The sequence below is a fragment of the Bacteroides sp. AF32-8BH genome, assembly GCF_003435205.1.
GTDB lineage: Bacteria > Bacteroidota > Bacteroidia > Bacteroidales > Bacteroidaceae > Bacteroides > Bacteroides ovatus.
In genome coordinates this window covers 1-25958 of sequence record NZ_QVLZ01000006.1, presented here as the reverse complement: position 1 = coordinate 25958, position 25958 = coordinate 1, and the positions used below count along the sequence as shown (strand labels likewise).

Below are 25958 nucleotides of genomic sequence, written 5' to 3'. Positions count from 1 at the left end.
GTTTTATTTAATCAGTTTTCCTTCAAGCATTTTGATATAATATCCACCTACAACGGAACGTGCCTGGAAGCCTCTTTGATTCGGTTCGTCTGTAAATACCCAGTCGGACATCGGAACACGGTTAGGTGTCACGTTCATAAACAGATATACGGGTTCGATAAATTTCTCAAAGGTAGCTTTGTCATTTGCCAATGTAGCTGTCCACATGATCCAGTCGGTCTTTGTGTATGTTTCACGGTTATCCAACGGAAGACCATATTTATTTTGCTTCGAAAGATAGTAAGCTATTTCCGTTTCTGCAACATTTTTAGGGAAGATTTGCAGATCCAACAGTTTATCCCACACCAAGTTATACTTCTGGCTCCATGTTCCCGGTTTGTCAAATGTGAGACGATAGTGGTCACCATCATCCGCCATTTTCACCCATTCGGCAGCCATTTCTTTCGCTTTCTGTGTGTACTTTTCAGCCACGTCTTTCTTGCCCAGCATATCTGCCAGATAACCGTATGAAGCAACACCCATGATCGCTTTGATAGAAAGGTTGGCATTGTGTGCAAAGTGCCCTGCAAAGTCATCGGTACAAAGTTGGTTGGCCGGATCAAGTCCGTACTCTACCAGATAGTCTGTCCATGTAGTCAGAGTTTCCCAATGTTTTTGTGCGTAATCTGCATTACCTTCTACCTTTGCAATGGCAGCAGCCAATACTACCATATTACCCGATTCTTCTACCGGCATATCACCGCCATAAGTCTGGCCGTTAGCCAATGGATAAGTACCGACATCATGTGCAGCAAATGGTTTCGCCCATTTTCCGCTTTCGCTATAATAGAAGATATGGTTCATGGTAGCCTTCACCAATTCCGGATTGTAGTATAAAAGCAACGGAGCTCCCGGATAAGTCAGGTCGACTGTTCCGATGGAACCATTACTGAAGTTCTCCTTAGAAAGGAATACCAAGTCGCCGTTCGGAGCCTGTACCAGTTTATGTGCAGCCAATGCCTGACGATAAGCCAATGCACAAAGTTCGGCATATTTACGTCCACCGGCAGCAATAGCTTCTTCCATCAGTTTCTTGTCGAAAGCAGCACTGTTCTTCATTTGTGTCTTGTATTCTTTCTCCGCTTTCTGGAATTGGGAAACAATCGTTTCATTGCCCTCACGATTCCAGTAAGGACGCAGGTTATCACCAAAGTATTGGATAGAATAAATATCATCATATCCGATCAGCAGATGGCCATCAGCTTTTTGTGTTTCGCCCAATGAACGTACCAAAGCCAGTTTATCATAACCGTTTGTGGTAGGAGCTTCCAGTTTATTGGCTACGAAGTTCTTGCGCAGCTCTCTGCCGTCACCGATTGCATAGGTACTGTTTTCCTTTTCAGCTGCCAGATAGAAATGTCCCCAGTCAATACGAACATCATCACCCTTTTTCTTCAGAATATCCTGATTGCGGCTTCCGGTACGAAGGAATAACAAATCGCCGTCAGTAAAGCTGTCGGCAACAGATTCCTGGTGAGGTTGGTCGATTGCCCATTGCGGAGATGCTTCGAAATACAGTTCAACCTGATGTTTCTTTCCATCATTGGAGGCTACTTCATAAGAGATATAGTTGACAGGACGTGACAACAAGTCCAGATTATCCATGAACATAGGAGCGGTAAATGTCAGTTTCAGATCTACCGGACCACAAGTAAATGTATAATAAGTCTGCATAGGCTGCACGTCTGCAGATGTTTGTTGTGCTGTTTGATGGAAAGAACGGTAACCGTCCAGTTCTACCAACAATCCGAAATCCAGTAATCCGTTTCCTACACGGTTACGGCAATAGCCGGCAATCAGATTCTCACCCGGTTTCAAAGAAGCTACCACTTCTTCGGGCAGTTTCACTCTCTCGTTCTTTTTACAAGCATTACCTGTATCCACTACCTTGATGCCGTTGATATAAATAATAGCATCATCGTCATGAGAGAATTCAAGATATACATTCTTTCCTGTCAAGTCTTCCTGAATATCAGCTACCCGGCGTACCCAGATAAATTCTTCACCCCATTGAGTCTTTGCTGTATGTTCATTCTCCATGGTTCCGAAGGCAGCTTCGCCTTCTTTCCATGCTTTATCATTAAATCCAGCATTCTGCCATCCGTCAGCAGGCTGTTGAGTGGTATACTTTCCCGTCCAGCTACCTTGTTCGGATGTTTTCACCAAAGGACGTAGTTCCAGTTCTTCCGTTCCCATGAAACGGTAGGTTTGTCCGTCTACTTTAGCAACGCCAAGCAAAGGAAAGTCCTTGCCTGTCCAATGTTTCACAGGACTGTCATACAGATTGTCCGTAGTGGACCATGCACTGGTATAAGGATCGATCGTCACCAGCGGGTATGCCGGAGCACGTAATTCATTCTTCTCGTGCTGTTCTATCTGGGTCTCACAGCTACAAAGTACAGAAGCTGTTCCCAGCAACAGCATCATCAGTTGTTGTTTCATAATTTAATTCACCTGTTTATTTAATCTATTTTACCATTCTATCGATACATTCACTCCGGCGGGATCATTCTCGAAACTCAATAAAAGAGTTTTGGAAGATTCATCCCATTCCGGCTGTTCCGCCTTTCCGTTTACCAAGACCTTTTCAGGTTTACGCGGCAAAAGGACTCTTGATACATTCGTCGTATGTAACGGGCTTTTAGCTACAAACGAGTAGCTCTGCCTCCCTACTTTTTCATCATAAATGCGGGAGGCTCCACAAAGTACCTTTGCTTTCACTTTACCCGATACTTTATTCAAATCGTACAAATACCCCTGTTCACCGGGATTAATCTGCTTGACTGTCAATACCGGCAAGCCTTTGTCGAACAAATCGATATACAATCCCGACAGTTTCAAAGGCTCTTTAGAAGAACTCTCATCCATTACTGCCGCAATCGTATAAGGACCACGTTCCACCATAAAATTGTTTTTGATTTCTATCTTCTTACCTGTTTTGCTCTCATAAGCGGATGCAATCGTTTCAAAGTATTTCCGGTCGTTTCCGCCTTTTAATACAAAATGTTTCGGATCTTCGCGCATGACAATCACGGTGCCTTTCCCAAACCGATAGGTTCCGTCACCGGGATTACGGGACAACCCCATCGCCTCAAACAGATGTTCCGAAGGAGCTTTGTATGCGTTTCCTTCCGTATTCCACCATTCTAAAACTGTTTGATAAGGATCGACATCTTCTCCACAGTACACCAACGTACCTCCTTTTTTAACCCAGTCTGCCAGATAGTTATGGTATTCCGATTTCATCGGTTTCATGTTCGAGTAGGACATTACAAGTACCTGAAGTCCGTTGAAAGTATCTTTAAACGGAGTATTCTCCATGTGTACCAGTTCCACCGGAATTCCTCTTTTTAATAAAGGCAAGGTTTGCCCATAGAAACTGGAGAATTGCGGATCGTCATATCCGTTATGATCCGGGAAACGCTGGAACATCAGCGAATTTGCCATCAATACACCAATGCCGTGCGTACCGCTGATTTGTTTGTCAGAAGTGCGAATGTCATTCAATGTGTTAATCATCACCTGCATTTGCGTAGAATACGAACGGGGAATACGTTCTTTCTGATCCGTTCCTGCTATCCGGTATAATCCCTGATAAATACGGTCCGGCCATGGCATCACTTCATAAGTATCTACCATCGGGTACATTAACTGTGCGGCAAAAGTGGCCTGATAATTGATCTTATAATCCAGCCAGTCTTTGGCACGGTCTTCAATCGGATCGGTCAGGAAATACATTTTACGATTCAAAGGGGCAGTCATGGATTTCATGCAGCCGTATTCGAGAAAAGCATTCTCAAATACACGCTCTTTCTTTACGCCGTTATAGAAGTTCGGTTCACGGGCAGTACCAGTCCACACCTGTGCGATGTAACCATCTACGCAATCCAATGAAGCCAGACTGGCCTCCGGACTTACAATTTGCCAGGAAGTGTAGTTAATCAAAGAGTGAGTAGGCACATAGCATTTCACATCCAGCCCTTTCGATTTGCCATATTCTTTCGCATAAGTGAATATCTTATCCAATGCATTATAGTAGAGATGATATTTCAATTTATTGGAGAGGTAGGTATTTTCGGGAGATTCATGTTGGGGCCTCCAGGGAAAATTATAATATTTCTGCCATTCGGACTTGAAGGCTTCACTATATCCGCCACGCATCCAGAACTCCGGTTCTTCCAGATAGATGGAAGTAATGCCGGCATCAATCACCCGCTTTATCTGCGTTTCCTGCATATAACGGATAAAACTTTCGGTAGGCACAATGTAAGGTATCAAGTGGCCGTGGGCTATCTCGTTTCCGTTACGATCCCGCTGCCCCTCTTTCAGGTGACCGTCTATTCCATCCCATTTGTCGAGAAAATAGTCTTTATAGTCTCCCCATGCCACTCCGGTCATAAATTGTGTCTGATACCCCTTGTCTCTCCACGACTGAACACGCTGTTCAAAAGAAACACCCTTTTTATCCAGCGTGCCATACACCATCGTGGCATCAGCACGCACATCCGTTTCGGGTTTCCAGGGTTCGGCTGTTTGAAAAGTTGTTTTTGCTTCCTTGTCTTTGGCCGTTTGAGTTTGAGCAAAAGAAGCATAATTGCCGGTTAATAACAGGCTGAATATAATCAGTAGTTGTTTATTATTCATTTTTACGTGGTTCTGTGTCGTTTTCTATTTACTTCTTAGCCGGGAATAAAAGCATCAATGCCGGTATACCAGAAGCAGAATAGCTGTCGATTTCCGCACCTGCCGGCAACTTCTTATGATATTCACCTCCACACACATTTCGCGTCTCATCTCTGTTTGCCCAACCTGTTTTGATGGTATGTTTCAGGAATGGAAGATATTGGGTTTGTCCGCAATCATATACTAACCTTGCCATGTATTCAGCAAAAATGGCAGTATAGATTCCCTGTTCAATACCACTTTCAAAAGGTAGCACTTTATGTTCTGCTGACATATCTTTCACTGTATAGTCTGCTGCCAGAATAGCATTGTCCAGATAACGTTTCTCTCCAGTCGCCTTATAAAGCAATATGGATGCACCGATAAAGGTTGCCTGGTTGTAGACATGTGCCTTCCACGCGGGATTGCCATTTCCATGACGGCTATCAGCAATCTTTCCTGTTTCTTTATCCAGCAGATTTTCCACTCCCCATTCGTAGATTTCTTTGCCTTTGGCAAGATATTGAGCCTTCGTCTGATAATCCGGCCGTTTGCTGGTCGATTCTTTTCTATTTTCAGGCACGTTATTGTAGAGGGTCAATGCTGCCACCACTGTCGGAAAGTTAATACATGCCATCTTTCCATCACCGAATTTATTCGGTTTCGGATTCCGAATAGGTTGCCATTGCCAGAACATACCTCCGTTTTCTTTGTCATACGAACCGGTATCACCCACCTTTTCCGAACCATACCACACACGTTTGAAACTGGCTTCCGAGAGTTTCAGATATTCATCCACTCCAAAAAGTTCGTAGCCACGTGCCAGGCTGATAGTCCACCACATGATGTCATCGTAGATGAACCAACCGGTATTTTCATTGTTATCATCAAAATCAAACTGACAATATTGCGCTTTGTTCCCTGCGAATATTTTCTCGCAGAGTGTTTTATAATAATTCGTTTTCTTTTTGTCTTTCTGTGCCTTTGCCAGTTTATAAGCATTCATTGCCATATCCCAATAAATAGGCTGACACCAGATAGCCGCTGCTCCATTGCCACGGTCAACAGCACTCGGATAGGACGAATTTGTCTTGTAAATATATTTATTGGAGTCTAGTAGTGTATTATTAAATCCTTCATAAGCTGCCCATACATCTTCGTTCGTATATGCGCGCTTCTTCTGGTTTGCTTTTCCTGAATTGCCGACTGCCCATATAGTAGTTGATGCTCCCAATAGTAGTGTCAGAGCTAAAAGAATTTTGCCTTTCATGATAGTTTATAAGTTTATAGTATTTTTCCTGTTACAAAGATTGCAGAAATAGCTGAAAAAAAACGATAATATTTATTCAATAAAGAACAAATACAGACCAAAACACTTTTCTACAATAAAAATAAAGGATTAATAAAGGGGTATTGGAGAATAATTTCCCCTCACTCTGTCCTTATGACAGAGATAAGGGGAATATTTAATCTACCTATTGAAAACTCATCCCGGTAAACAATTATTTGTTATCTGTAATGTCTGTGGATTCAATCCATTGCCAGTTATCACCAACTAATGTCGCCGTATGGCCTTTCAAACCTGTTATTGTATTGGTAGCACTTTGAGTAGGCTGATCACCTTTCACTTCAAAATCCCAAGCATCTACCAAATCCGGGTTATCGGCACTTACACCTTCTTCATTACCCATATAAGAAGCATATACCTGATTTTCTGTCCGATTTGTTTTCCAGATACGGATCTTCTTTATGTAACCGGAGAACCATTCGTTACGATTTCCATTTTTGTCCATCATACAGAATCCGGTCATGCGAATCTGATTAGCTATGGATTGTTCATTGATATACGTTCTCCAGGACTCACCCACACGAATAGGATCTCCTTGTCTCGTACCGTCAATCATGGAATAACACTTCACATCTGTCGGAGTATCAAATCCCGGCAGTCCCTTATCCCTGAACAGGAATGCATAATGCGTCCAACGATCTTTGGTCCAGTTGTCCGACTTTTTCCATCCCGGTTCCCATTCTAGAGGATTTGTATGATTATTATCTTGCCAGTGAGCAACCATTGTTCTCAACAATCCCTTTGTACGATCCTGGGCACGCCATCCGCTCCAATAAGGATCGTTGGTCATGGTAGAAAGGAAAGTACAGTTGTCTTCTCCCTGTTTATTGCAATATTCTTTGATATTCACCCAAAGTTCAATCGTAAATGCCTGATTGTCATCCTCTCCAAACTTCACATAATCCTCACTATAACCAAAGTCTATATAGGAACCGGCATTTCCATCTACAAACAGATTCCAGGTAATCTGACTGTTATCCGGCCATGCAGAATCTTCAACTTCTTCTACTTTCTTATCGGCAGCAGCAATAGCCTCATCATAAATCTCCTGCGTCATATCTGTGATGGAACCGGATTTGATTCTTTCAGCCAGACTTTCCAAATCTTTAGCTGCACTCTCCAAAACCGACTTATTTTCTACCGGATATTGTCCCTGATGATTTCCCCACTTCGTTTCATCATTAACGATTGCAAGTATTTCATCCGCCTTAGCCAGTAAATTATTGATATATTGCTGTGCTTCCGGAGACAGATTGTAATATTTTGAATTTTTAAACTCGTCAATCGCTTGATTTACCTTTGCTACAGCAGCTTCCAAAGTTGTTTCATCCAGTTCTTCGCCAGCTTCTACCCGTGTTATCAGTGCATCCAACTCGGCAATAGCGGCATTTAATATATCCTTTCCGGTTTCAGGATATGTCCCGGGAGCAGTTCCGTAGGTTGAATTCTTCAATAAATAGTTCAATGACGCACGATTTTCCTGCAAGATACTCAACTGTGTATCTGTTATATACTCGTCTTCAATATCGTCACAAGCGGTAAATATCCCTGCCAGACAAGAAATCAGGAGGAAAGAGAGGAGCATTGCTCCCTCTCTCCATTTATTAGTTAAACATTTCATGTTTTTCATCGTTTTTACATTATTATTCAACAATACGTTGCCACTCGTAAGTACCGATAATCTTAGCAGTATGACGGCCTGTCAGGTCTATTACTTCATTACCCGAACCGGAAGGTTTGGTCATGAAATCCCATGCTGCCGCCAAGTCTGCTTCTTTACCCGTCACTTCAGCCGTTCCATTATAAGAATTCTGAACATATTCGTTATCCTTTGCGCTTTTCCAGATACGGATTTTCTTCATATAACCGGCAAAGCCTTCTTCAAACAGATTATCACTGGTACGCATATAACGTCCGAAAGCGGTCATCGGTGCATTATAGTTGGCATAGTTGCTCGAATTATAGAACCTGTTACCCACGCTTCCCTCGGTTGTTTTCACTTCTCCGTTCACATACAATTTCGCACGAAGCTCCGGACTGCCCGGCAAGCCTTTATCACTGTACACAAACAAGAAATGTTGCCATTCTCCATCTTCCGGTGCCTTTAGTGACGGTTCACAGATATTTCCTCCTGTTTCGCCCCAAGTTGCACGATAAATACCACCGTCCGCATTACGCCAGTACATCATCCAGCCATTACGCCATCCGTCACCGCCCATATAAGTTGACAGGAACACATTCTGGTCTTTTCCACCACCTTTGGTTACTTTCACCCAAAACTCAACAGTAAAGGCTTGGTTTCCTTCGGTTCCGAAATTGACATATTCTTCGCTACGTCCGAAATCGATATAAGAACCACCATCACCACGTCCGTCCACAAACAGTTCAGCCGGTGTTGTTTCAGCGTCTTCTGTACGGATCGTACTCTTGAACTGTTCCATAGACGCCTTGGCTTCTGCCACATAGCGTTGTTTCTCACTTTCCGACGGAGAGGGTTGCTGATATTTGATTAAAAGTACCGCACGATTGGCATCATCTATCGCATCTGTCAGAATTGCCCGGCTTTCGGTGGGGTACTGTCCTTTCTTATCCCCGTAGTCTGAATTTTGCTGCAAATCGGTCATTTCAGCAATCAATGCATCCAGTTGGTCGATATAGGTATCTTCTATTTCAGGAGCCGCAGTATACTCGTCATGCGTTTCTTCAGAACAAGCTGCCAATTGAAGTGTCAGTACCATGCATAACACATAATACCACATTTTCCAATTTGAATATTTCGTATTCATTATTCTTCTTTTTTATGGGTTACAATTATTTATCTGCCGGAAACAACAACATCAATGCCGGTATTCCGGATGCACTATAGCTGTCAATAGTAGCACCTTCTATCTGTGCCTTATAATATTCGCCACCACACAAATTACGTGTCCGGTCGCGATTAGCCCAGCCGTAATTAATGTTACGTTTCAAGAACGGTACGTACTGGGTCTGGCCACAATCATTCACCAGCATGGCCATGTATTCCGCAAAGATAGCGGTATAAATACCCTGTTCCACGCCACTCTCGAACGGCAGTAAATCGTACGTTTCGGACATGGTATTCATTGTATAGTCAGCTCCCAAAATTGCATTGTCCAAATATGTTTTCTCACCGGTAGCTTTATAAAGCAATAACGAAGCTCCGATAAAAGTGGCCTGATTGTATACATGGTCCGACCATGCCGGATTGCCTTCACCATGCTTGCTGTCGGCAACCTCTCCGGTATTGCTGTCTACCAGATTCTTCACAGCCCATTCATAGATTTCTTTTCCTTTTGCCAGATAAGCTTCCTTCGTTTCATAATGCGGACGGGTAAAATCACCGTACTTATTACTCCAATTTTCCGGATTCGGATCAGCCACACGATCGGCAGGAACGTTGTTGTAAAGGGTCAATGCAGCTACCACTGTCGGAAAATTGATACAAGCCATCTTACCATCACCGGCGGCATTTTCATTCGGATTGCCGATAGGCTGCCATTGCCAGAACATACCTCCACCCAAATTCTTTTCAGGATCTGCATAAGAACCCGTATCACCTACGCGGGGAGAACCGTACCATACACGTGCAAAACTTGCTTCTGCCAGACTGCGATACTCTTCCACTTTAAATAATTCGTAAGCACGTGCCAAAGTAATGGTCCACCACTGTATATCATCATAGATAAACCAGCCGGTATTCTCATTATTATTGTCGAAATCAAAGTTTACATAATGTGCTTTATTTCCGGCAAACAAATCATCACACAACTGCTTGTATTTGTTTTCTCTTTCCGTATCTCCTTCCGCTTTTGCACGTTTATATGCGTTCATAGCCATATCCCAATAGATCGGCTGGCACCAGATAGCGGCAGCTCCGTTATTACGGTCGGTAGCAGCAGTATAAGCGGTACTTGTTTTATAAATGTTCTTATCGGGATCCAGTAAGTTATCATTAAATGCTTCATAGGCAGTCCAGGTATCCGCATTAGTATACTCCGGTACAATCTCGTAATCCGGGGTATATGGCTTTGCCTGTTTATCCTCATTGCAAGAGGACATACAAAGGACACCGGACATGAGACAAACTGCAGAGAAAATATATTGTTTCATCATAATTTCTATTTTATAATCAGTATTTAGAATCCTGTATTCTGAACCAAGTTTTTATCAATATCAATTTCGCCCTGTGGTATGGGGAAGAAGTACTGACGGTCAAAAATACGCTTCACAATCTCCGTACGTTTGAAGAATTCATTTCCGTCATAATTGACATTCATACCGTGAATTGCCTTGTTGAAATACTCATTTACCAATCCCCAGCGACGTACATCAAAATAACGGCAGTTTTCGAAACTCAATTCAATGCGTTTCTCCTTACGAATCAGCTCCATGACTTCTTCCGTTGTAGTCGGTTTAGGCAGATTGACTGTTTCACCGTATCCCGGAATACCCGCACGCTTACGGATCATGTTCATATACGTCCAGATGTCTTCATGAGTCGGGCTGACATGCGCAAGCGCTTCGATATAGTCAAAATAAATATTAGTCAGACGCAAGAGCACACAAACCAAGTTCTGGTTACGGTCGCCGGAATCCATTCCTTTACGCACCAAATAACCTGTACTTGTATAGTCATTGCTACCTTGTTCTTTACCACAACTTCCGCTATAAGTGAAATCTACTATATAATCGCCTTCTGTTCCATCAAACCATTTTGAATTACTAAAGGTAATGTCTACATAAAAACGAGGTTCACGATTAACATACATCATTCTGGTTCCTGCCGGTGCATATAAGGTACCGTCTGTTCCTTTGTATTCTGTTGTAGAGACTCCCTCTTCTACATAATCGGATTTTTCGTTGATAATCGGAGTGACTCCGTCAGCACTATAACCGGAAATAGGAGATTCTCCGTTTGACATGAAATAGGCATCTACCATTTCTTGGGTTGCTCCCAACAAGCTACCACCTCTATAATTAGTCGTATTACCGGATCTATTCGGCATACGGTCGTACTGCATGGTTCCGGCAGCATTATCCAAACGATAGAAAATCATTTCTTTATTGTTACCCATTTCAGAAAACAGGGTTCTTACTGCACGGCGATAAGATTCTGTCGGGCTGAAGCCTTCCGAGTCCGGACCGGAAACAGAAACACCGTCCTTATTGGTATACATCAAATGATAACGACTTCCATAATTAGAGAAGAAAGTGTTACATTCATTAATCACTTTCTGCCAATTAGCACGTTTGGTAGCTTCGTCCGGTTTGTTAGGGAACAGTTTTGTTCCGTCCGTATTAGCCAGGTCAGAATAGTAATTGCACTCTCCATTAAACAACCAGCTGGCACGATAAGTCAATGCCTCAATGATAAACGCCTGTGCAATCGCCTTATCAATACGGCCATATCCGGACACTTTGTCGGTAGAAGCATCATCCAGTAAACCATCGTTTTGCGCACCTTTCAACTCTGATACGATAAAATCGAAACACTCGTCTACCGTATTACGCGGGAGTTGCAACTCATCACTCGGAGTATCCATCGGGAAGTCCTTTTCAAGCAAAGGAACCGGACCATAAGTACGTACTAAATAAAAATAGTAGATCGCCCGCAAAGCTCTTGCTTCCGCTTTCCATTGATTTCTTTCTGTAACAGTCAGCGGTGCCTGATCTACATTTTCTGTAAATACTGCCGCTTCATGAATACCTGAAAACCAGCTCTTCCAGCGATACAATACCATCGTTCCTTCGGTAGCATCGATTGAGTTGTTATTTATCAATTTCCCTTTATTATCATTTGTCCACTCTGCTTCGTCGCTGGAGCCTGTCCAGGGACCGGGAGTACGGTACAGACTTGTTTCATGCACCTGACGTTGATTAAATTCATCCGGTAAGAATGTGTATACGTTCGAAAGATACCGCAAGGCTCCATCTCTGGTTGTGAAAATCTCCTTGAGTGATAAACGGTCATCAGGCACCTGGTCAAAATAGTCATTACAAGATGTCGTCAAGAGACACGCCAGCAAACTAACGATTATATAATTATATTTTTTCATTATCTTTTTGTTTAGAATGTGAAATTAATACCAACTGAATAAGAAGTCGTATTCGGATAAGAAGCACCATTATCGGTATTCAACTCCGGATCCCACAATTTGAAACGGCTCAAAGTGAACAGGTTAGTTCCCATTACATATACAGCCGCATTCTTCAGATGAACTTTATTCACCCAGGGTTTAGGCAGATTATAAGAAATCTGCAATGTCTTCAAACGCAGGAAGTTCATGTTACGCACCCACCAGGTACTTTTCTGGAAGTTATTAATATTACTGGTTGTTTCACTTCCATAAGACAAACGCGGATAAAAAGCATTCTGATCCGGATTGTCCTCTGTCCAACGGTCGCCAATATTAGAGTAAAGGTTACCACTACCACCACCGCCATTAAACGGATTAACACTGCTACCATTCAAAACACGTTCGGCTCCTGCTACGCCCTGGAACATCATACCCACAGACAAGTCTTTCCAACCTATTGTAAATCCGAAACCATAGACAGTTGTCGGCACATCACCACGAGAAATGTAAGTCTGGTCGTATGCGTCTATCTGACCGTCATTGTTTAAATCCTTGTATTTGATATCTCCGGCTTTCACTGTTCCAAACTGTGATGCAAACGGTTTGGGAGTAATGGCTTTATTGGCATCCGACAAAGATTCCCAGCGTGCCATATCATCTATTTCAGCTTGAGTGAACAGCCCCTCGGCAACATATCCTTTCACTCCATTGATGTTGTGCCCATATTGGTTCATCCATTCGTATTTCTGTTCCGGCAATTCTCCCTGAATCCATTTATCCTTATTAAAGGTGACATTACCACGAAGCGCAATTACCCAGTCTTTATTGATACGCTTGTTATACTCGATCGTTCCATCAAATCCTTTATTTTCTATGATACCGATGTTTCCGTAAGGAGCAGATGTGTTGTATCCCAAGAATGAAGGTATAGAATGTTCACGCTTCAACAAGATGTTTTCACGACGTTCTTTAAACAAGTCGAATACAATAGACAGATCGTCATTAAATAGCTTAAGGTCAATACCCAGGTCTTGTTTGCGAGATTCTTCCCAAATCAGGTCAACAGCCATATTCACTGTTTCATAACCGGACCACTTAGTTCCATTCGGTCCGAATTTATAACCATAGTCTCCATTTTCTTTCATCTGATCCAGATACATGAAACGACGGTCGGAAACTTCGCTATTACCCACTTTACCATCCGTATAACGTATCTTCAAGAAAGAAACTGCCTTCGACAGAGGTTGCCAGAATTTCTCATTTGAAACAACCCATCCTACACCAAATGCAGGGAAAGTTCCGAAACGATGTTTAGGCGAAAAGTTCTCGGCACCGTTATAACCGATGTTGAACTCTGCGAAGTAACGGTCTTTCCATGAATAAGTGGCACGACCGGCAATACCCATCATACGATACGGAATCGCATCTTCCAATGTCCCTTTCGGATATAATAGTTTGGATTGCTGATTGAACAGGAATAAAGCACTAACACGATGATCGTCGTTGAATGTCCGGTCATAGTTCAAGGAAGCCTCCAAATAGGTCTTTTTGTTACCACTCGTTTCCTGTTTATAGCTTAACACGTTACTTCCTTCATAAATACGTTGCAGAATAGGTTGTCCATTCATATCGTAAGGAACACTAGTGTCCAGGAAGTTGTAGGTAGACTCTGCACGGTCCTGATGTACATGTATCTCATTGTATACGTCGAATGCATACATAGTAGTCAGTTTCAGTCCTTTCGTAAGCATATCCAAATCCTGTGTGACGCGCAAATTAGAGTAAATCTGATTTTTCGTCAGGTTGTCATAACCACGACGTGTAGCCTGTGAATAAGGGTTGTTAAAGTTATTATTGGTTGAAGTTCCCGGCACAAAGGCTTCTCCGTTAACAAAGAACATCTTCGGATATTCAACCGGTGAGATAGACATTGCCGCATTATACAAATCGGCAGAAGAGATGGCCGGATAGTTTCCTTCTCCCAGATAACCTTGCGCACCGATCTCGACCTTAGTAGTAGGAGTTACGTCGATATTCAAATTGGTAGTAAAGTTATAACGGCTATATTTCATTTTAGAATCATAGGTGTCGATATTCTTATCAGTCACCGTCATACCTGTCTCATTAAAGTAGCTGACTGATGCATAATAAGCGACTTTCTCGCTACCACCGCGTACATTTACATTCACACGGCGATTATGTCCCCAATCATTAAAGATTTCTTTCAACCAATCCACATTCGGATATAGATAAGGATCCTTACCAGCAATCGTGTTACGTATCTGATCTTCTGTATATTTCGTAGCAATACCGTCATTACGCATTGCCTCGTTGGCTGCATTCATATAAGTGATACCATCCGCCAAATCAACCATCTTCGTGAAACGGGTAAACGATTCATAATAATCCGCGCTCACTGTCGGTTTTCCTACCTTTCCCGGTTTGGTTTTAATCAAAATTACGCCATTGGCACCACGTACACCATACACAGCTGTTGCTGATGCATCTTTCAACGTTGTCAACGATTCAATATCTTCCGGATCGATGTCATTGAACGAACGTTCCACTCCATCCACCAATACCAGCGGAGAAGAAGTGTTGGGAGTGGAAATACCACGAATCCAGATATCAGCAGCATCTTTTCCCGGTTCTCCTGTACGTTGTACGGCCACAACACCCGCCAAACGACCTGCCAATGTAGTTGTTAAACTGGCAGAAGGCGTCTTAATATCTTCCATCTTCATGGAAGACTGTGCACCGATATTACTTATTTTACGCTGGGTACCATAACCCACAATAACAGTCTCTTCCAATTCGTTCACCTGTTCTTCCAAGGTGACATCATAAATGTTGGTCGAAGCATTGGTTCGTATTTCAGAAGTTTTAAACCCGATATAGGTAAATTTAAGCACTACGCTCTTCTTAGTTACGAATATCTCATACAAACCATCCATATTCGTAATCGAACCGTTTGCATCTCCATCCACAGTGACGTTCACCCCAATAAGCGGTTCTCCTTTTATATCAGTGACACGTCCGGATATTTTCCGCTTATTCTGTTGCTGTTCGGTTGAAGCAGGGGCTTTTCCGGAAATAAATATTTGCCTGTCAGAGATCCGATAAGTACACGAAGTACCTTCGAAAAGTTCAGAAAGAATTTCTTCTATATTCTTATTCTTACTGTCGATAGATACCTTACGTTCTAAGTTGACAGCGTCATCTAAATAGAAGAAAACAAATTGACTACTTTTCTCTATTGTTTTAAGCACTTCTCTCAATGTCGAGTTACTCATGCTGACCGAAAGGGTCTTTAATTGAGAATAATTGTTGTAACTTGCGAAAGAGTAGTCTATTCCGAGAAGTAAAAAGCACAGGAATAGCCCGAGAACCTTACTCTTTCGTTCTCTAATTGCATTTTTCATATTAAACATGTTAAAAATTTCTCATAATATTATTTTCTGTATCTAAACATTCATAGGCACACAAGTCCCATCTGGATGATAGTTCGTATCATCCACTCTCTTCAATAATTACCATAAAATACGGGAGTTAGATTAGTTTATTATCTTATTTTTTTATATCTATTTCTTTACTACTCGATACGTTTTATATTGTTCATCATAGGCATAAGAAATTGGTGCAACAAAGGTTAATCCATTAATAACTGTTTCAAAGTTGTCTTTCAAATCGATTTTTCCGGAACATTTTATTTTACTTAGCGCTGGGTCAAATTCTACATTCACACCATAATAGGTAGACAGGCGTTGCAAGACTATTCCCAAATCGGCACTTTGGAAACAATAGAGTCCATTTATCCACGATATTGCCTGTTCTACATCTACTTGTGATATATTTTCCTTTCCATCGGCAGAACTGAACATCTGATTAGGAGCCAAAATCGCTTTCGGAGTCCGGGCTGTTTCTACCTGAACACATCCTTGCGCTAGCACTACACTTCTAATCGCTTCCGACTCATACGCCGTTACATTAAATTTAGTACCAAGCACCCTGACATTCATATCTTTAGTCCGCACATAGAAAGGGCGGTTTTCATCTCTGGCTACTTCTATGTAGATTTCTCCGTCCACATAGATTTCACGTTTATCTTTTTCAAACTCTACCGGATAAATCACTCTCGTGCCGGCATTCACCCAGACTTTAGATCCATCGGCAAACGTCAATACCGATCGCTTTCCACGCGGAATGACCAATTGATTGTAAGCTGCCGATTTTTCCTTTTGTATACTTTCCTGATTTGTTTTGATTTCTACGGAATCATACGTAATCTCCGTTTCTTTTTCTTTCAGGCTCACTACGTTATCTTCCGCCAAAATCAATAGTGTTTCTTCCGTCAGAGGCAAATCAGCTTTGGTATTCACTGCAAAAGTGGCAATATCCGGATCCAGCACCGAAGAATAACTCTTTAATAAGAAGAAACATCCCACAAGAATAGCAACACTGGCCGCCGAGCTCAATCCTATTAAGAAATAGTTCTTACGTTTCGCCTTCTCCTTATTTATATTGGTTGCCTGAATACGAGTCCATAAATCATCCGTTTCCTCGTTTGAAAGTACTTCTTCTTTCTCTTTTGAAAAAACCTCCAAATATCTTTTTGCTGCTATATATTCATCTATATTAGAAGGATTCATCTGTTCAAATTCATCCCAGAACTTCTGTGTTTCTTCCGTAGGATGATTCATGGAAGAAATAAAGAAATCATTCTGAAGGAATTCTTCAAAAGTATATAGGGAAAAATCTGTATGTTTTTGTTCAGAGTTCATCATTTTCATTGTCTTTACGTATGAATAACAGTTGTACTTTCATTTTATACTCACCTTTTCCGAAGTTTTTTCCACTTTTTTTTGATAGGCAGGAAAAATAGGCTGATTATTCTCTCTTATTTTCTCTTAAATAAGTCCCGGATACGTCCCAAAGCCCGTTGAATGGAGTTAGAAACAGATTGATTATTCATGTCTGTCACCTTACTTATTTCATCGATACTCATCTCTTTGATATATCGATAATAAATAATTTCACGCTGTCTGTCCGTCAATACAGACATCATAGTATGTACGGTTGCCTGAACTTGTTTTTCCTGTTCATTATTAATATATATAGTTTCCGGAGTGGAGGGGGATTCGTCAACCGTCTCTTCTCTCTCACCTATTTCATCAAACGAAAGAGAATCTGTTGTTTTTTTTAGCGCATTAAAAAGAGTGTTTTTCAACGCTACCGTCAAATAAGCTGCAATATTATCTGTTGGGGCTAACTTTGCACGATTCACGTGGATTTTCACAAACACATCATGTATGCAATCTTTGATTAATTCTTTGTCTGAAGTATATAATAGTCCGAATCGAAACAGATCTTGCACCGTTCGATTATAGATTTGGGTATACGCACTCGAATCTCCCTCGAGAAACCTTTTCCACAAAAGGGAGTCGGAAAGAGTGTGTATATCTGGCTTCATTATAATAAGTATGTTTGATTTACAAGGACAAAAATAAAACAATAAATCAAAAAAAGCCCATCTTTATTAAAATATTAATTACGGACGGGCTGAACTTTTCAGATTTTACTTAAATGGGCTTGCCTTTACTCCCTCGAAAGTCATCTTTATGGGTTTTATTTTTCCATCTTTATCAAAGTACATACGGTCAACGCAGGTCACACGAGCGTTTCCATCCGTTTCCCCCAAAGGATGGCGATGATAAATGATGTACCATTCGTCCTCTCCCGGTCCTTTTACAACTGAATGATGGCCGGCCCCTGTTCCAATATTGGGATCTCTCTGTAATATTTTCGCTTCTCTTTTGAAAGGTCCGAACGGTGAGTCGGCAATTGCATAAGCAACACAATAATCCGGTCCGGTCCAACCGCCTTCCGACCACATAAAATAGTATTTTCCGTTACGTTTTAGCATGAAAGGTCCCTCTACATATTTTTCAGGGGTTACTTCCTTATAAAGGGTACCATCTTCAAACGGCACGATGCTCAACAAGTCCGGGGCCAGTTTCACCATATTACAATGTCCCCAGCCACCATAATACATATAATACTGTCCGTCATCGTCTTTGTAAACAAACTGATCGATCGGTTGCGCACCATTTACAAATTTATCAATCAGAGGTTTGCCTAGCGCATCTTTGAATGGTCCGGCAGGATTGTCGGCCACAGCTACACCAATACCGCCCAGTTCATTATTGCTTTGGATATCATTCGCACCGAAGAATATATAATATTTATCATTCGCATGAATCACGGCAGGTGCCCATAAAGCACGTTTAAACCAACTTACATTCTCTTTTGATAACACTTTCGGATGCTTTGTCCAATTCACCAGGTCTTTAGACGAAAAAGCATCCATGAAGGTTTGTTCATCATAAGGTGCTGAATACGTAGGATAAATCCAGTATTCATCCCCAAATACAACTCCTTCCGGATCGGCATACCATCCCGGGAATACAGGATTGCCACTCGTCTTCAGTTGTTGATTGGCTTTTTGTCCAAATACAGACTGGGAACAGCAAATAATACTAAGAAGAATAAAGTGCTTCAGTTTCATACAATATCAATTTTAAAGTTCGTGCTACAAAGATGAGAAAAAACAACTAGAAATTCAATAAATACCAACCAATTAAGGATAAATACTAACCAATCTGCAAAAAAAAGATGATTTATCAAGATTTTGTGCTTTCTTTGCAGTGTCATTATTAAATGAAAAATGCCATGAAAAGCAGATTGTTATTATTAGCCGTACTTTTAGTCATTATTTGTGTATCCTGTCAACCCAAGAAGAAAACAGAGCCGAAAAAGGAAGCCGTAACAGGAGCTACTTATACAAATCCGTTACGTGAAAGGGGAGCAGAACCATGGGCCGTTTTTCATGAAGGGAAATATTATTATACACAAGGCGCTGAAAGCAGAATCGTGCTTTGGGAAACCAGTGATATTACAAACTTGAACGATAGTCTTAAAAAGCCTGTATGGATACCAACCGACCCTAGTAACTCCCATCACTTATGGGCTCCCGAAATGCATCGCATCAACAACAAATGGTATATTTACTTCGCTGCAGACGATGGCAACATGGACAATCACCAGATTTATGTAATTGAGAATGAAGCTAATATTCCTACAGAGGGTAAGTTTGTCATGAAAGGGCGCATCCCGACCGACAAAGATAACAACTGGGCAATTCATGCGAGTACTTTCGAGCACAACGGACAGCGTTACATGATTTGGTGCGGATGGCAAAAACGAAGGATTGACAGCGAAACACAATGTATTTACATCGCTTCGATGGAAAATCCATGGACTCTTTCTTCCGACAGAGTCCTGATTTCCAAACCTGAATATGAATGGGAGTGTCAATGGGTGAATCCCGATGGCAGCAAAACAGCCTATCCGATCCATGTGAACGAAGCACCTCATTTCTTTCAGCCGAAGAATAAAGATAAAGTATGTATTTTTTATTCCGCCAGCGGTAGCTGGACTCCCTATTATTGTGTAGGATTACTGACAGCAGACGCCAATGCCAACCTATTGGACCCTGCTTCCTGGAAGAAACATCCGACACCCGTATTTCAGCAGGAACCGGAGAATGAAGTTTTTGGCCCCGGCGGCAGTTCTTTCGTCTCTTCACCGGATGGAAAGGAATGTTATATGCTTTATCATGCCCGTCAGATACCGAATGATGCTCCGGGTGCTATGGACTCACGTTCTCCCCGCTTGCAAAAAATAGAGTGGGATAAAGACGGGATGCCTGTATTGGGCATCCCGGACAAAGCCGGAGAACCGATAGCTAAGCCTTCGGGTTCTCCAGACAATCAGAACTAATGACATTCTGTACTTTCAGAGCCAAGATATGAGCGTTTTAATCCTCCCATGGCAATGAATATTTTCTGAATAACAAAAGAATCTCACTGATACAGAAGTTCTAGTTATTCAGTTCTATTTTTTATCTTCAAAATGATAGTTATATGGATTCCGCTTAAAATGATAACGATTTCTTGGCACGGGCAATGGGTCTTGTACACGGAGTTCCCAAGTCATCAATTCTTCCAGCAATTCCATTTGTTTGGAGGCATATTTCTTTTTATTATAAAGATTATTAATCTCGGAAGGATCGGCTTTTAAGTTATACAGTTCACCACGACCATAATTGTCAAGTACCAGTTTCCAGTCATCTTTGCGGACCATACGTTCAGTTCCGCTTTGTGTCCAGGTATTCAGTTCGTCAAAGTGAGCTATTTTATTGGGTTGCAAAGCCCCCTCTTTAACAAATGTCAACGGTTCATCCCGAGTAAAATCTTCACCACCGAAACCTTGCTGCACCATAATGCTTGAAAACTCTTTCTGAGGATATGACTTACCAGTCAGCATCGGCCATAAACTGCGTCCCTGCACTCCCATAGGTATATCTGCACCGATAGCCGTACAAATGGTGGGAAAGATATCAGCAATAGAAACATGCGCATCCATTGGAGCATTTTGCGGATGAATATCGTATCCTGCCCAAATCATTGGAATACGGGTGAGACATTCGGGCACTCCCGCACCTTTACGAATCAAGCCATATTCCCCACAATAATCTCCGTGGTCTGACAGGATTACAAAAATGGTGTTTTCATAAAGTCCGGCAGCTTTAAACCCCTCAACCAAACGTTTGGTCTGGTCATCAATCAGCCGAAGCATTCCTAAATAATTTCCACGCAAACGAGGAAGATCTTCTGCCAGGTTCGGGCAGGATGTATCTTCCAATTCCGCCAAAATCTCATACTTATTTCCTTTTTTAGATAAATCTTTCCGGCCAGTCAAAGTTGCCGGTATCTTTTCCGGAGAAAACATTGAGAAATAAGGCTCTGATATCTGATATGGATTATGCGGTTCAGGCATTGAAACCCACATAAAGAATGCTGAATCTTTTTGCTGTTTCGCCCAAGCTAAGGCTTTAGTGACAATCTTCACCGGGTTCTGCGCTTCTGCCGGGAAAGGAGTAGGTTCTAAATATTGTCCTCTCGCTTTATTATTCAGAAAATATGCAAAGTCCTTGTCTTCCTGCGTATCACGCTGATTCTTTCCCCAATGAAAATATTCCTCACAATAATCAAAGTCTTTCCCTTTCACATGCGCATGGTTCTTACCTACTAACGCAGTTTTATATCCTTGTTCTTTAAACACTTCGAGCATATCTTTCTTATAGTACATATCAGGAGTATTATGATTAGTACGGACATGCGTAGCAGTTGGATAACGTCCTGTAAACATGGAACAACGCGCAGGCATACTAGCAGGAGCTACCGTATACGCTTTATCAAACCACACATTGCTCAATGCCAGAGAATCGGCAAAAGGAGTCACAGCCATCGGAAAACCTTCGCGACCACACAAATCAGCTCGCTGTTGGTCGGTCATGATGATAACAACATTGGGTTTGGGTGTTTGTGCTGACATTGGGATGATATTTATCATACCGGAAACAGCAGAGATTGAGAATAAAACTTTTCTATTCATAATAGCATCGTAATAAGTTAGTAACAAAAAGTATATGAATTACTCACACCCAAAGTTCGGCAATCTTTCCGATAAGTTACGAAAATAGCCATTCAATAAAGGACAAAAATTAGTCAACAGTCCGTTTTATTAGCAAAAAACTCTTTATTTGATCAAAAAGAAGAGAATTTATTGTTTTTTGAACGGTAAATTTCCTTTATTCTCTTTTAATTCCCCTTTCTTTGCAATATCCTTTTAATAGAATTTATATCTAATAACTAACTATATTTTTATACCATGAACATGAAAAAGAATTTTCTAACAATGCTGCTTGCATTGGCTCTATGCAGTTCGACTTTTGCTCAATGGAAACCTGCCGGTGACAAAATCAAGACATCGTGGGGTGAACAGCTTGACCCTAAAAACGTATTGCCGGAATATCCGCGTCCTATCATGGAACGCAGTGACTGGAAAAACCTGAACGGGCTTTGGAAATATGCAATCACTCCCAAAGGTACTCCTACGCCTGCTGCTTACCAAGGTGATATTCTTGTTCCTTTTGCCGTAGAATCGTCTTTATCGGGCGTAGGTAAAATGATAAACGAGAAAGAGGAACTGTGGTACCAACGCACTTTTGATGTTCCTTCTGCCTGGCGTGGTAAACAAATCCTGTTGCATTTCGGTGCGGTAGACTGGAAAGCAGAAGTTTGGGTGAACGATGTAAAAGTAGGCGAACACACAGGCGGATTTACTCCTTTCTACTTCGATATTACTTCTGTACTTAATAAAGGGAATAATGACTTGGTAGTAAAAGTATGGGACCCTTCAGATCGTGGCGAACAACCCAGAGGAAAGCAAATAGCAAATCCTCATGGCATTTGGTACACTCCGGTTACAGGTATCTGGCAAACAGTGTGGTTGGAACCGGTAGCAACACAATACATCACTAATCTGAAAACTACTCCCGATATTGACAATAATTCTGTTAAGGTAGAAGTTGCCGCCAATACGACCTCTGCAGACAAAGTGGAAGTAAAAGTATTCGATGGCAAGAACCTTGTAGCCAAAGGTGCAGCGTTGAACGGAGTACCCGTTGAACTGGCAATGCCTGCCAATGCCAAACTGTGGTCTCCGGACTCTCCTTTCCTCTACAATATGGAAGTGACTCTGTATAAAGACGGAAAAGCAATAGACCAAGTAAAGAGTTATACCGCTATGCGTAAATATTCTATCCGCAAGGGTCAGAATGGTATCACTCGCCTGCAATTGAACAACAAAGACTATTTCCAGTTCGGTCCGCTCGACCAGGGATGGTGGCCTGACGGTTTATATACTGCACCGACAGACGAGGCATTGGTTTATGACTTGAAGAAGACGAAAGACTTCGGCTACAATATGGTACGTAAGCACGTCAAAGTAGAACCTGCACGCTGGTACACTCATTGCGACCAATTAGGATTGATCGTATGGCAGGATATGCCGAACGGTGGTCCTAGCCCACAGTGGCAGGCACGCAATTATTTCAACGGTACGGAAGTGATTCGTTCTGCTGCTTCCGAAGCTAACTACCGCAAAGAGTGGAAAGAAATCATCGACTGTCTGTATTCTTATCCGAGTATCGCCGTATGGGTTCCTTTCAATGAAGCATGGGGACAATTCAAGACTCCGGAAATCGTAGCATGGACCAAAGAATACGATCCTAGCCGCCTGGTGAATCCTGCCAGTGGTGGTAATCACTATACTTGTGGCGATATTCTCGACCTTCACCACTATCCGGGTCCGAACATGTTCCTTTATGATCCGAGACGCGCTACCGTATTGGGTGAATATGGAGGTATCGGCTTGGTAGTAGAAGGAAACACTTGGGTGAATGACAAGAAAAACTGGGGTTATGTGAAGTTCAATACATCGGACGAAGTAACGAACGAATACATTAAATATGGCAAACATCTGTTGGAATTGATCCAGAAAGGATTCTCTGCTGCCGTATATACCCAGACAACAGACGTAGAAGGTGAAATCAACGGTCTGATGACTTATGACCGTAAAGTTATCAAGATGAATGAAGCTAAAGTCAGAGAAATCAACCAACAGATCTGTAACTCTCTGAATAAATAATAAATAGAATAATACTCTTTTCCTTGTTGAACTAAAAACAGCACCTATGACGTCTATTCAGGGTGCTGTTTTTTTATATTCATATTCTTTTTCAGAAATGCTTATTCTTCCTGCATGAAGATCTTTACCTGATTCCAACTATTCTTCGTATCATTCGATACTTTTTCACCAGGAGTAGAACGACCATTCTCTACATATTGCTTCATAGCCCGTTTCATTTCTTTCACCTCATTTTCGTAACGCTTATCACCGATAATGTTTTCTTTTTCCGAAGGATCTTTCACGATATCAAACAATTGCATCGGAGGGAACTTCGCCACATCAGAAGGTTTGACAGGATAAGAAAAGCCACCCGAACCTCCGTAGAACACCAATTTCAGTTGGGAAGTACGCAAAGACAAATACCCCTCTCCCGCTTCGTGCACCAAGTCTTTACGCGTAGAAGCACCTTTCTTACTCAATATCGGCCACATACTGTAACTGTCAACAGCTTCTTCTGTCTCCAGATTGTGATTAAGCATTTGGGCAAAAGTGGCATAAAAGTCTATCAATGAGACTAAAGAGTTATTTATCTCTTTCCCATATTTTCCTTTCCAGGAGACAATAAGGGGAATTCTGTGTCCACCTTCGTAAATATCGCTTTTGTAGCCTCTGTAGATGTAACTAGGAAAATGTCCTTTCTTTTCCATATCTTTCACGCCGATATAACCGGCACACCCATTATCCGAAGCAAAGACAATGATGGTATTATCCAGTTGCTTGTTCTTCTTTAATGTTTTTACGATTTGGCGCACCATGTCGTCTATCATAACTACGAAATCGCCATAAGGACCGATACTGGTTTTACCCTGAAACTCTTTCGAAGGCAATATAGGTGTGTGGGGAGCAGTAATAGGCAAATATAAGAAAAACGGCTTCTTGCTGTCTTTTTGTTCATTGATATAGTTCAGACTATGACGAATGATGTTGGGAAAACATTCTTCCGGCTTGAAGCCGGCTCCTGCCATTCCTCCGTGCATCAATAATGCCAGATTCTTTTTCTGGGGTTCTATCACATGATCGGGGATAGAGGTTGCTTTGTTATTTTCTACATAAACATAGGGAGAAATATCCAATGACGCGGGTATGCCGAAGTAGTAATCAAATCCCCTGTCGGTAGGTCCGTTCTTGATCGGAAGCGAGAAATCTATATCTTTCATACTTCTGCCATTGTTCGTATATCCCCAGTCCCAACCTAAGTGCCATTTACCGATACAAGCGGTATTATAGCCATTCGCTGAAAACATTTGCGCGATGGTACGACGTTCAGGATCAATCATTGCAGGCGAATCGCCATCAAGACCACCTCGTTTCAGCTTAGTTCGCCACGGATATCTTCCGGTCAGAAGAGAATATCTGGAAGGAGTGGATAAAGCGGAAGAAGCATGGGCATCCGTAAAGGCAATCCCGTGCTCGGCCAATTTGTCAATGTTAGGAGTATGGATTTTAGATTCGGGATTGAAGGCCGAGATGTCTCCATAACCCAAATCATCCGCCAATATAAATACGATATTGGGCGTTTGCGCTTTTACAGCAGCAGCTGTAAGAAGTGCAGAAGAGATTGTGATTAGTTTATTCATATATTGAATGTATTAAAGCTATAGTTTGTGTATGATATAACCTATCTCTTCATGTTTTCCAACCGACATGCCCGGATTATCTGACTGACATCTCAATCGTTCCACTCCAGTAGACAAGTCTTTTCACTCCAGTGAACGAATCTATGCACTCTAGTGAACAACCCTCGTCACTCTAGTGGAACGATGGAGATGCTCTATCAATAACTGGACGATAACGAATGAAAAACATGCCGGCATAGGGTTGTTTGAATGATAAGTACCTTTCATCTGTTTTCAATGTAAATAAGATCAGCAACCATCGTCTATGCAGTCATCATGAGAAATGTATGAGAAATGCAGGATGAATACAGGGCAGATGTATGAGAAATCATTGAAAAACGAATGAGAAATAGCCGTTTTTTCGTTAAAATATCTGTAAAAAGTATGAGAAATGCCTGCATAGAAAGCATTTCTCATACTATATACCACTGATTATAAACTCATTATCTAGATTTTATGAGAAATGAGAAATAAAAAAGATAAATCTCGGTTCTTCGTCAAATTTGGTGGTAATCTCTTTTTTATTTCAACTGTCTTCTT

General features: G+C 41.7%; 15 protein-coding genes. 2 read left to right on the top strand and 13 right to left on the bottom strand.

The window, feature by feature from the left end:
• Nucleotides 1-3: 3 nt before the first annotated feature.
• The 11 genes from DWZ47_RS05555 to DWZ47_RS05505 all read right to left on the bottom strand — a co-directional run bounded on the left by DWZ47_RS05555 (nucleotide 4) and on the right by DWZ47_RS05505 (nucleotide 18712).
• On the bottom strand, nucleotides 4-2481 hold the full coding sequence (locus tag DWZ47_RS05555) for a glutaminase domain-containing protein (protein WP_117512509.1): 2478 nt from the start codon (nucleotides 2479-2481) through the stop codon (nucleotides 4-6).
• 30 nt (nucleotides 2482-2511) lie between these two features.
• Nucleotides 2512-4683 carry a hypothetical protein gene (locus tag DWZ47_RS05550; protein WP_117512508.1) on the bottom strand — a complete coding sequence of 724 codons (2172 nt, stop codon included), beginning with the start codon at nucleotides 4681-4683 and terminating at the stop codon, nucleotides 2512-2514.
• Nucleotides 4684-4711: 28 nt separating this feature from the next.
• Nucleotides 4712-5971 carry a glycoside hydrolase family 76 protein gene (locus DWZ47_RS05545; protein ID WP_117512507.1) on the bottom strand — a complete coding sequence of 420 codons (1260 nt, stop codon included), beginning with the start codon at nucleotides 5969-5971 and terminating at the stop codon, nucleotides 4712-4714.
• Nucleotides 5972-6203: 232 nt separating this feature from the next.
• Nucleotides 6204-7670 (bottom strand): DUF4972 domain-containing protein, encoded by a 1467-nt coding sequence (locus DWZ47_RS05540; protein ID WP_117512574.1) that lies wholly within the window; start codon nucleotides 7668-7670, stop codon nucleotides 6204-6206.
• A 22-nt stretch (nucleotides 7671-7692) separates the two neighbouring features.
• Nucleotides 7693-8835 carry a DUF4972 domain-containing protein gene (locus tag DWZ47_RS05535; protein WP_052587962.1) on the bottom strand — a complete coding sequence of 381 codons (1143 nt, stop codon included), beginning with the start codon at nucleotides 8833-8835 and terminating at the stop codon, nucleotides 7693-7695.
• A 25-nt stretch (nucleotides 8836-8860) separates the two neighbouring features.
• Entirely contained in the window at nucleotides 8861-10183 is a 1323-nt protein-coding gene (locus DWZ47_RS05530; protein ID WP_117512506.1) for a glycoside hydrolase family 76 protein, read from the bottom strand.
• A 23-nt stretch (nucleotides 10184-10206) separates the two neighbouring features.
• On the bottom strand, nucleotides 10207-12126 hold the full coding sequence (locus DWZ47_RS05525) for a RagB/SusD family nutrient uptake outer membrane protein (RefSeq protein WP_055235139.1): 1920 nt from the start codon (nucleotides 12124-12126) through the stop codon (nucleotides 10207-10209).
• 11 nt (nucleotides 12127-12137) lie between these two features.
• A complete protein-coding gene (locus DWZ47_RS05520; RefSeq protein WP_117512573.1) occupies nucleotides 12138-15569 on the bottom strand; it encodes a TonB-dependent receptor in 3432 nt (1143 codons plus the stop codon).
• A 159-nt stretch (nucleotides 15570-15728) separates the two neighbouring features.
• Nucleotides 15729-16931 (bottom strand): FecR family protein, encoded by a 1203-nt coding sequence (locus DWZ47_RS05515; protein WP_055235268.1) that lies wholly within the window; start codon nucleotides 16929-16931, stop codon nucleotides 15729-15731.
• 113 nt (nucleotides 16932-17044) lie between these two features.
• Nucleotides 17045-17617 (bottom strand): RNA polymerase sigma factor, encoded by a 573-nt coding sequence (locus tag DWZ47_RS05510; protein WP_055235137.1) that lies wholly within the window; start codon nucleotides 17615-17617, stop codon nucleotides 17045-17047.
• A 105-nt stretch (nucleotides 17618-17722) separates the two neighbouring features.
• A complete protein-coding gene (locus DWZ47_RS05505) occupies nucleotides 17723-18712 on the bottom strand; it encodes a glycoside hydrolase family 43 protein (protein WP_117512505.1) in 990 nt (329 codons plus the stop codon).
• A gap of 164 nt (nucleotides 18713-18876) precedes the next feature.
• On the opposite strand from DWZ47_RS05505, the gene DWZ47_RS05500 reads away from it, so the two are divergent.
• The gene (locus DWZ47_RS05500; protein WP_117512504.1) at nucleotides 18877-19986 is read left to right on the top strand and encodes a family 43 glycosylhydrolase; all 1110 of its coding nucleotides are present in this window, start codon (nucleotides 18877-18879) and stop codon (nucleotides 19984-19986) included.
• A gap of 114 nt (nucleotides 19987-20100) precedes the next feature.
• Here the strand turns inward: DWZ47_RS05500 and DWZ47_RS05495 are convergent, their stop codons facing one another.
• Nucleotides 20101-21663 carry a sulfatase gene (locus DWZ47_RS05495; protein WP_117512503.1) on the bottom strand — a complete coding sequence of 521 codons (1563 nt, stop codon included), beginning with the start codon at nucleotides 21661-21663 and terminating at the stop codon, nucleotides 20101-20103.
• Nucleotides 21664-21945: 282 nt separating this feature from the next.
• On the opposite strand from DWZ47_RS05495, the gene DWZ47_RS05490 reads away from it, so the two are divergent.
• The gene (locus DWZ47_RS05490; protein ID WP_117512572.1) at nucleotides 21946-23760 is read left to right on the top strand and encodes a glycoside hydrolase family 2 protein; all 1815 of its coding nucleotides are present in this window, start codon (nucleotides 21946-21948) and stop codon (nucleotides 23758-23760) included.
• Between the two features lie 101 nt (nucleotides 23761-23861).
• Here the strand turns inward: DWZ47_RS05490 and DWZ47_RS05485 are convergent, their stop codons facing one another.
• Entirely contained in the window at nucleotides 23862-25379 is a 1518-nt protein-coding gene (locus DWZ47_RS05485) for a sulfatase-like hydrolase/transferase (protein ID WP_117512502.1), read from the bottom strand.
• Between the last annotated feature and the right edge of the window lie 579 nt (nucleotides 25380-25958).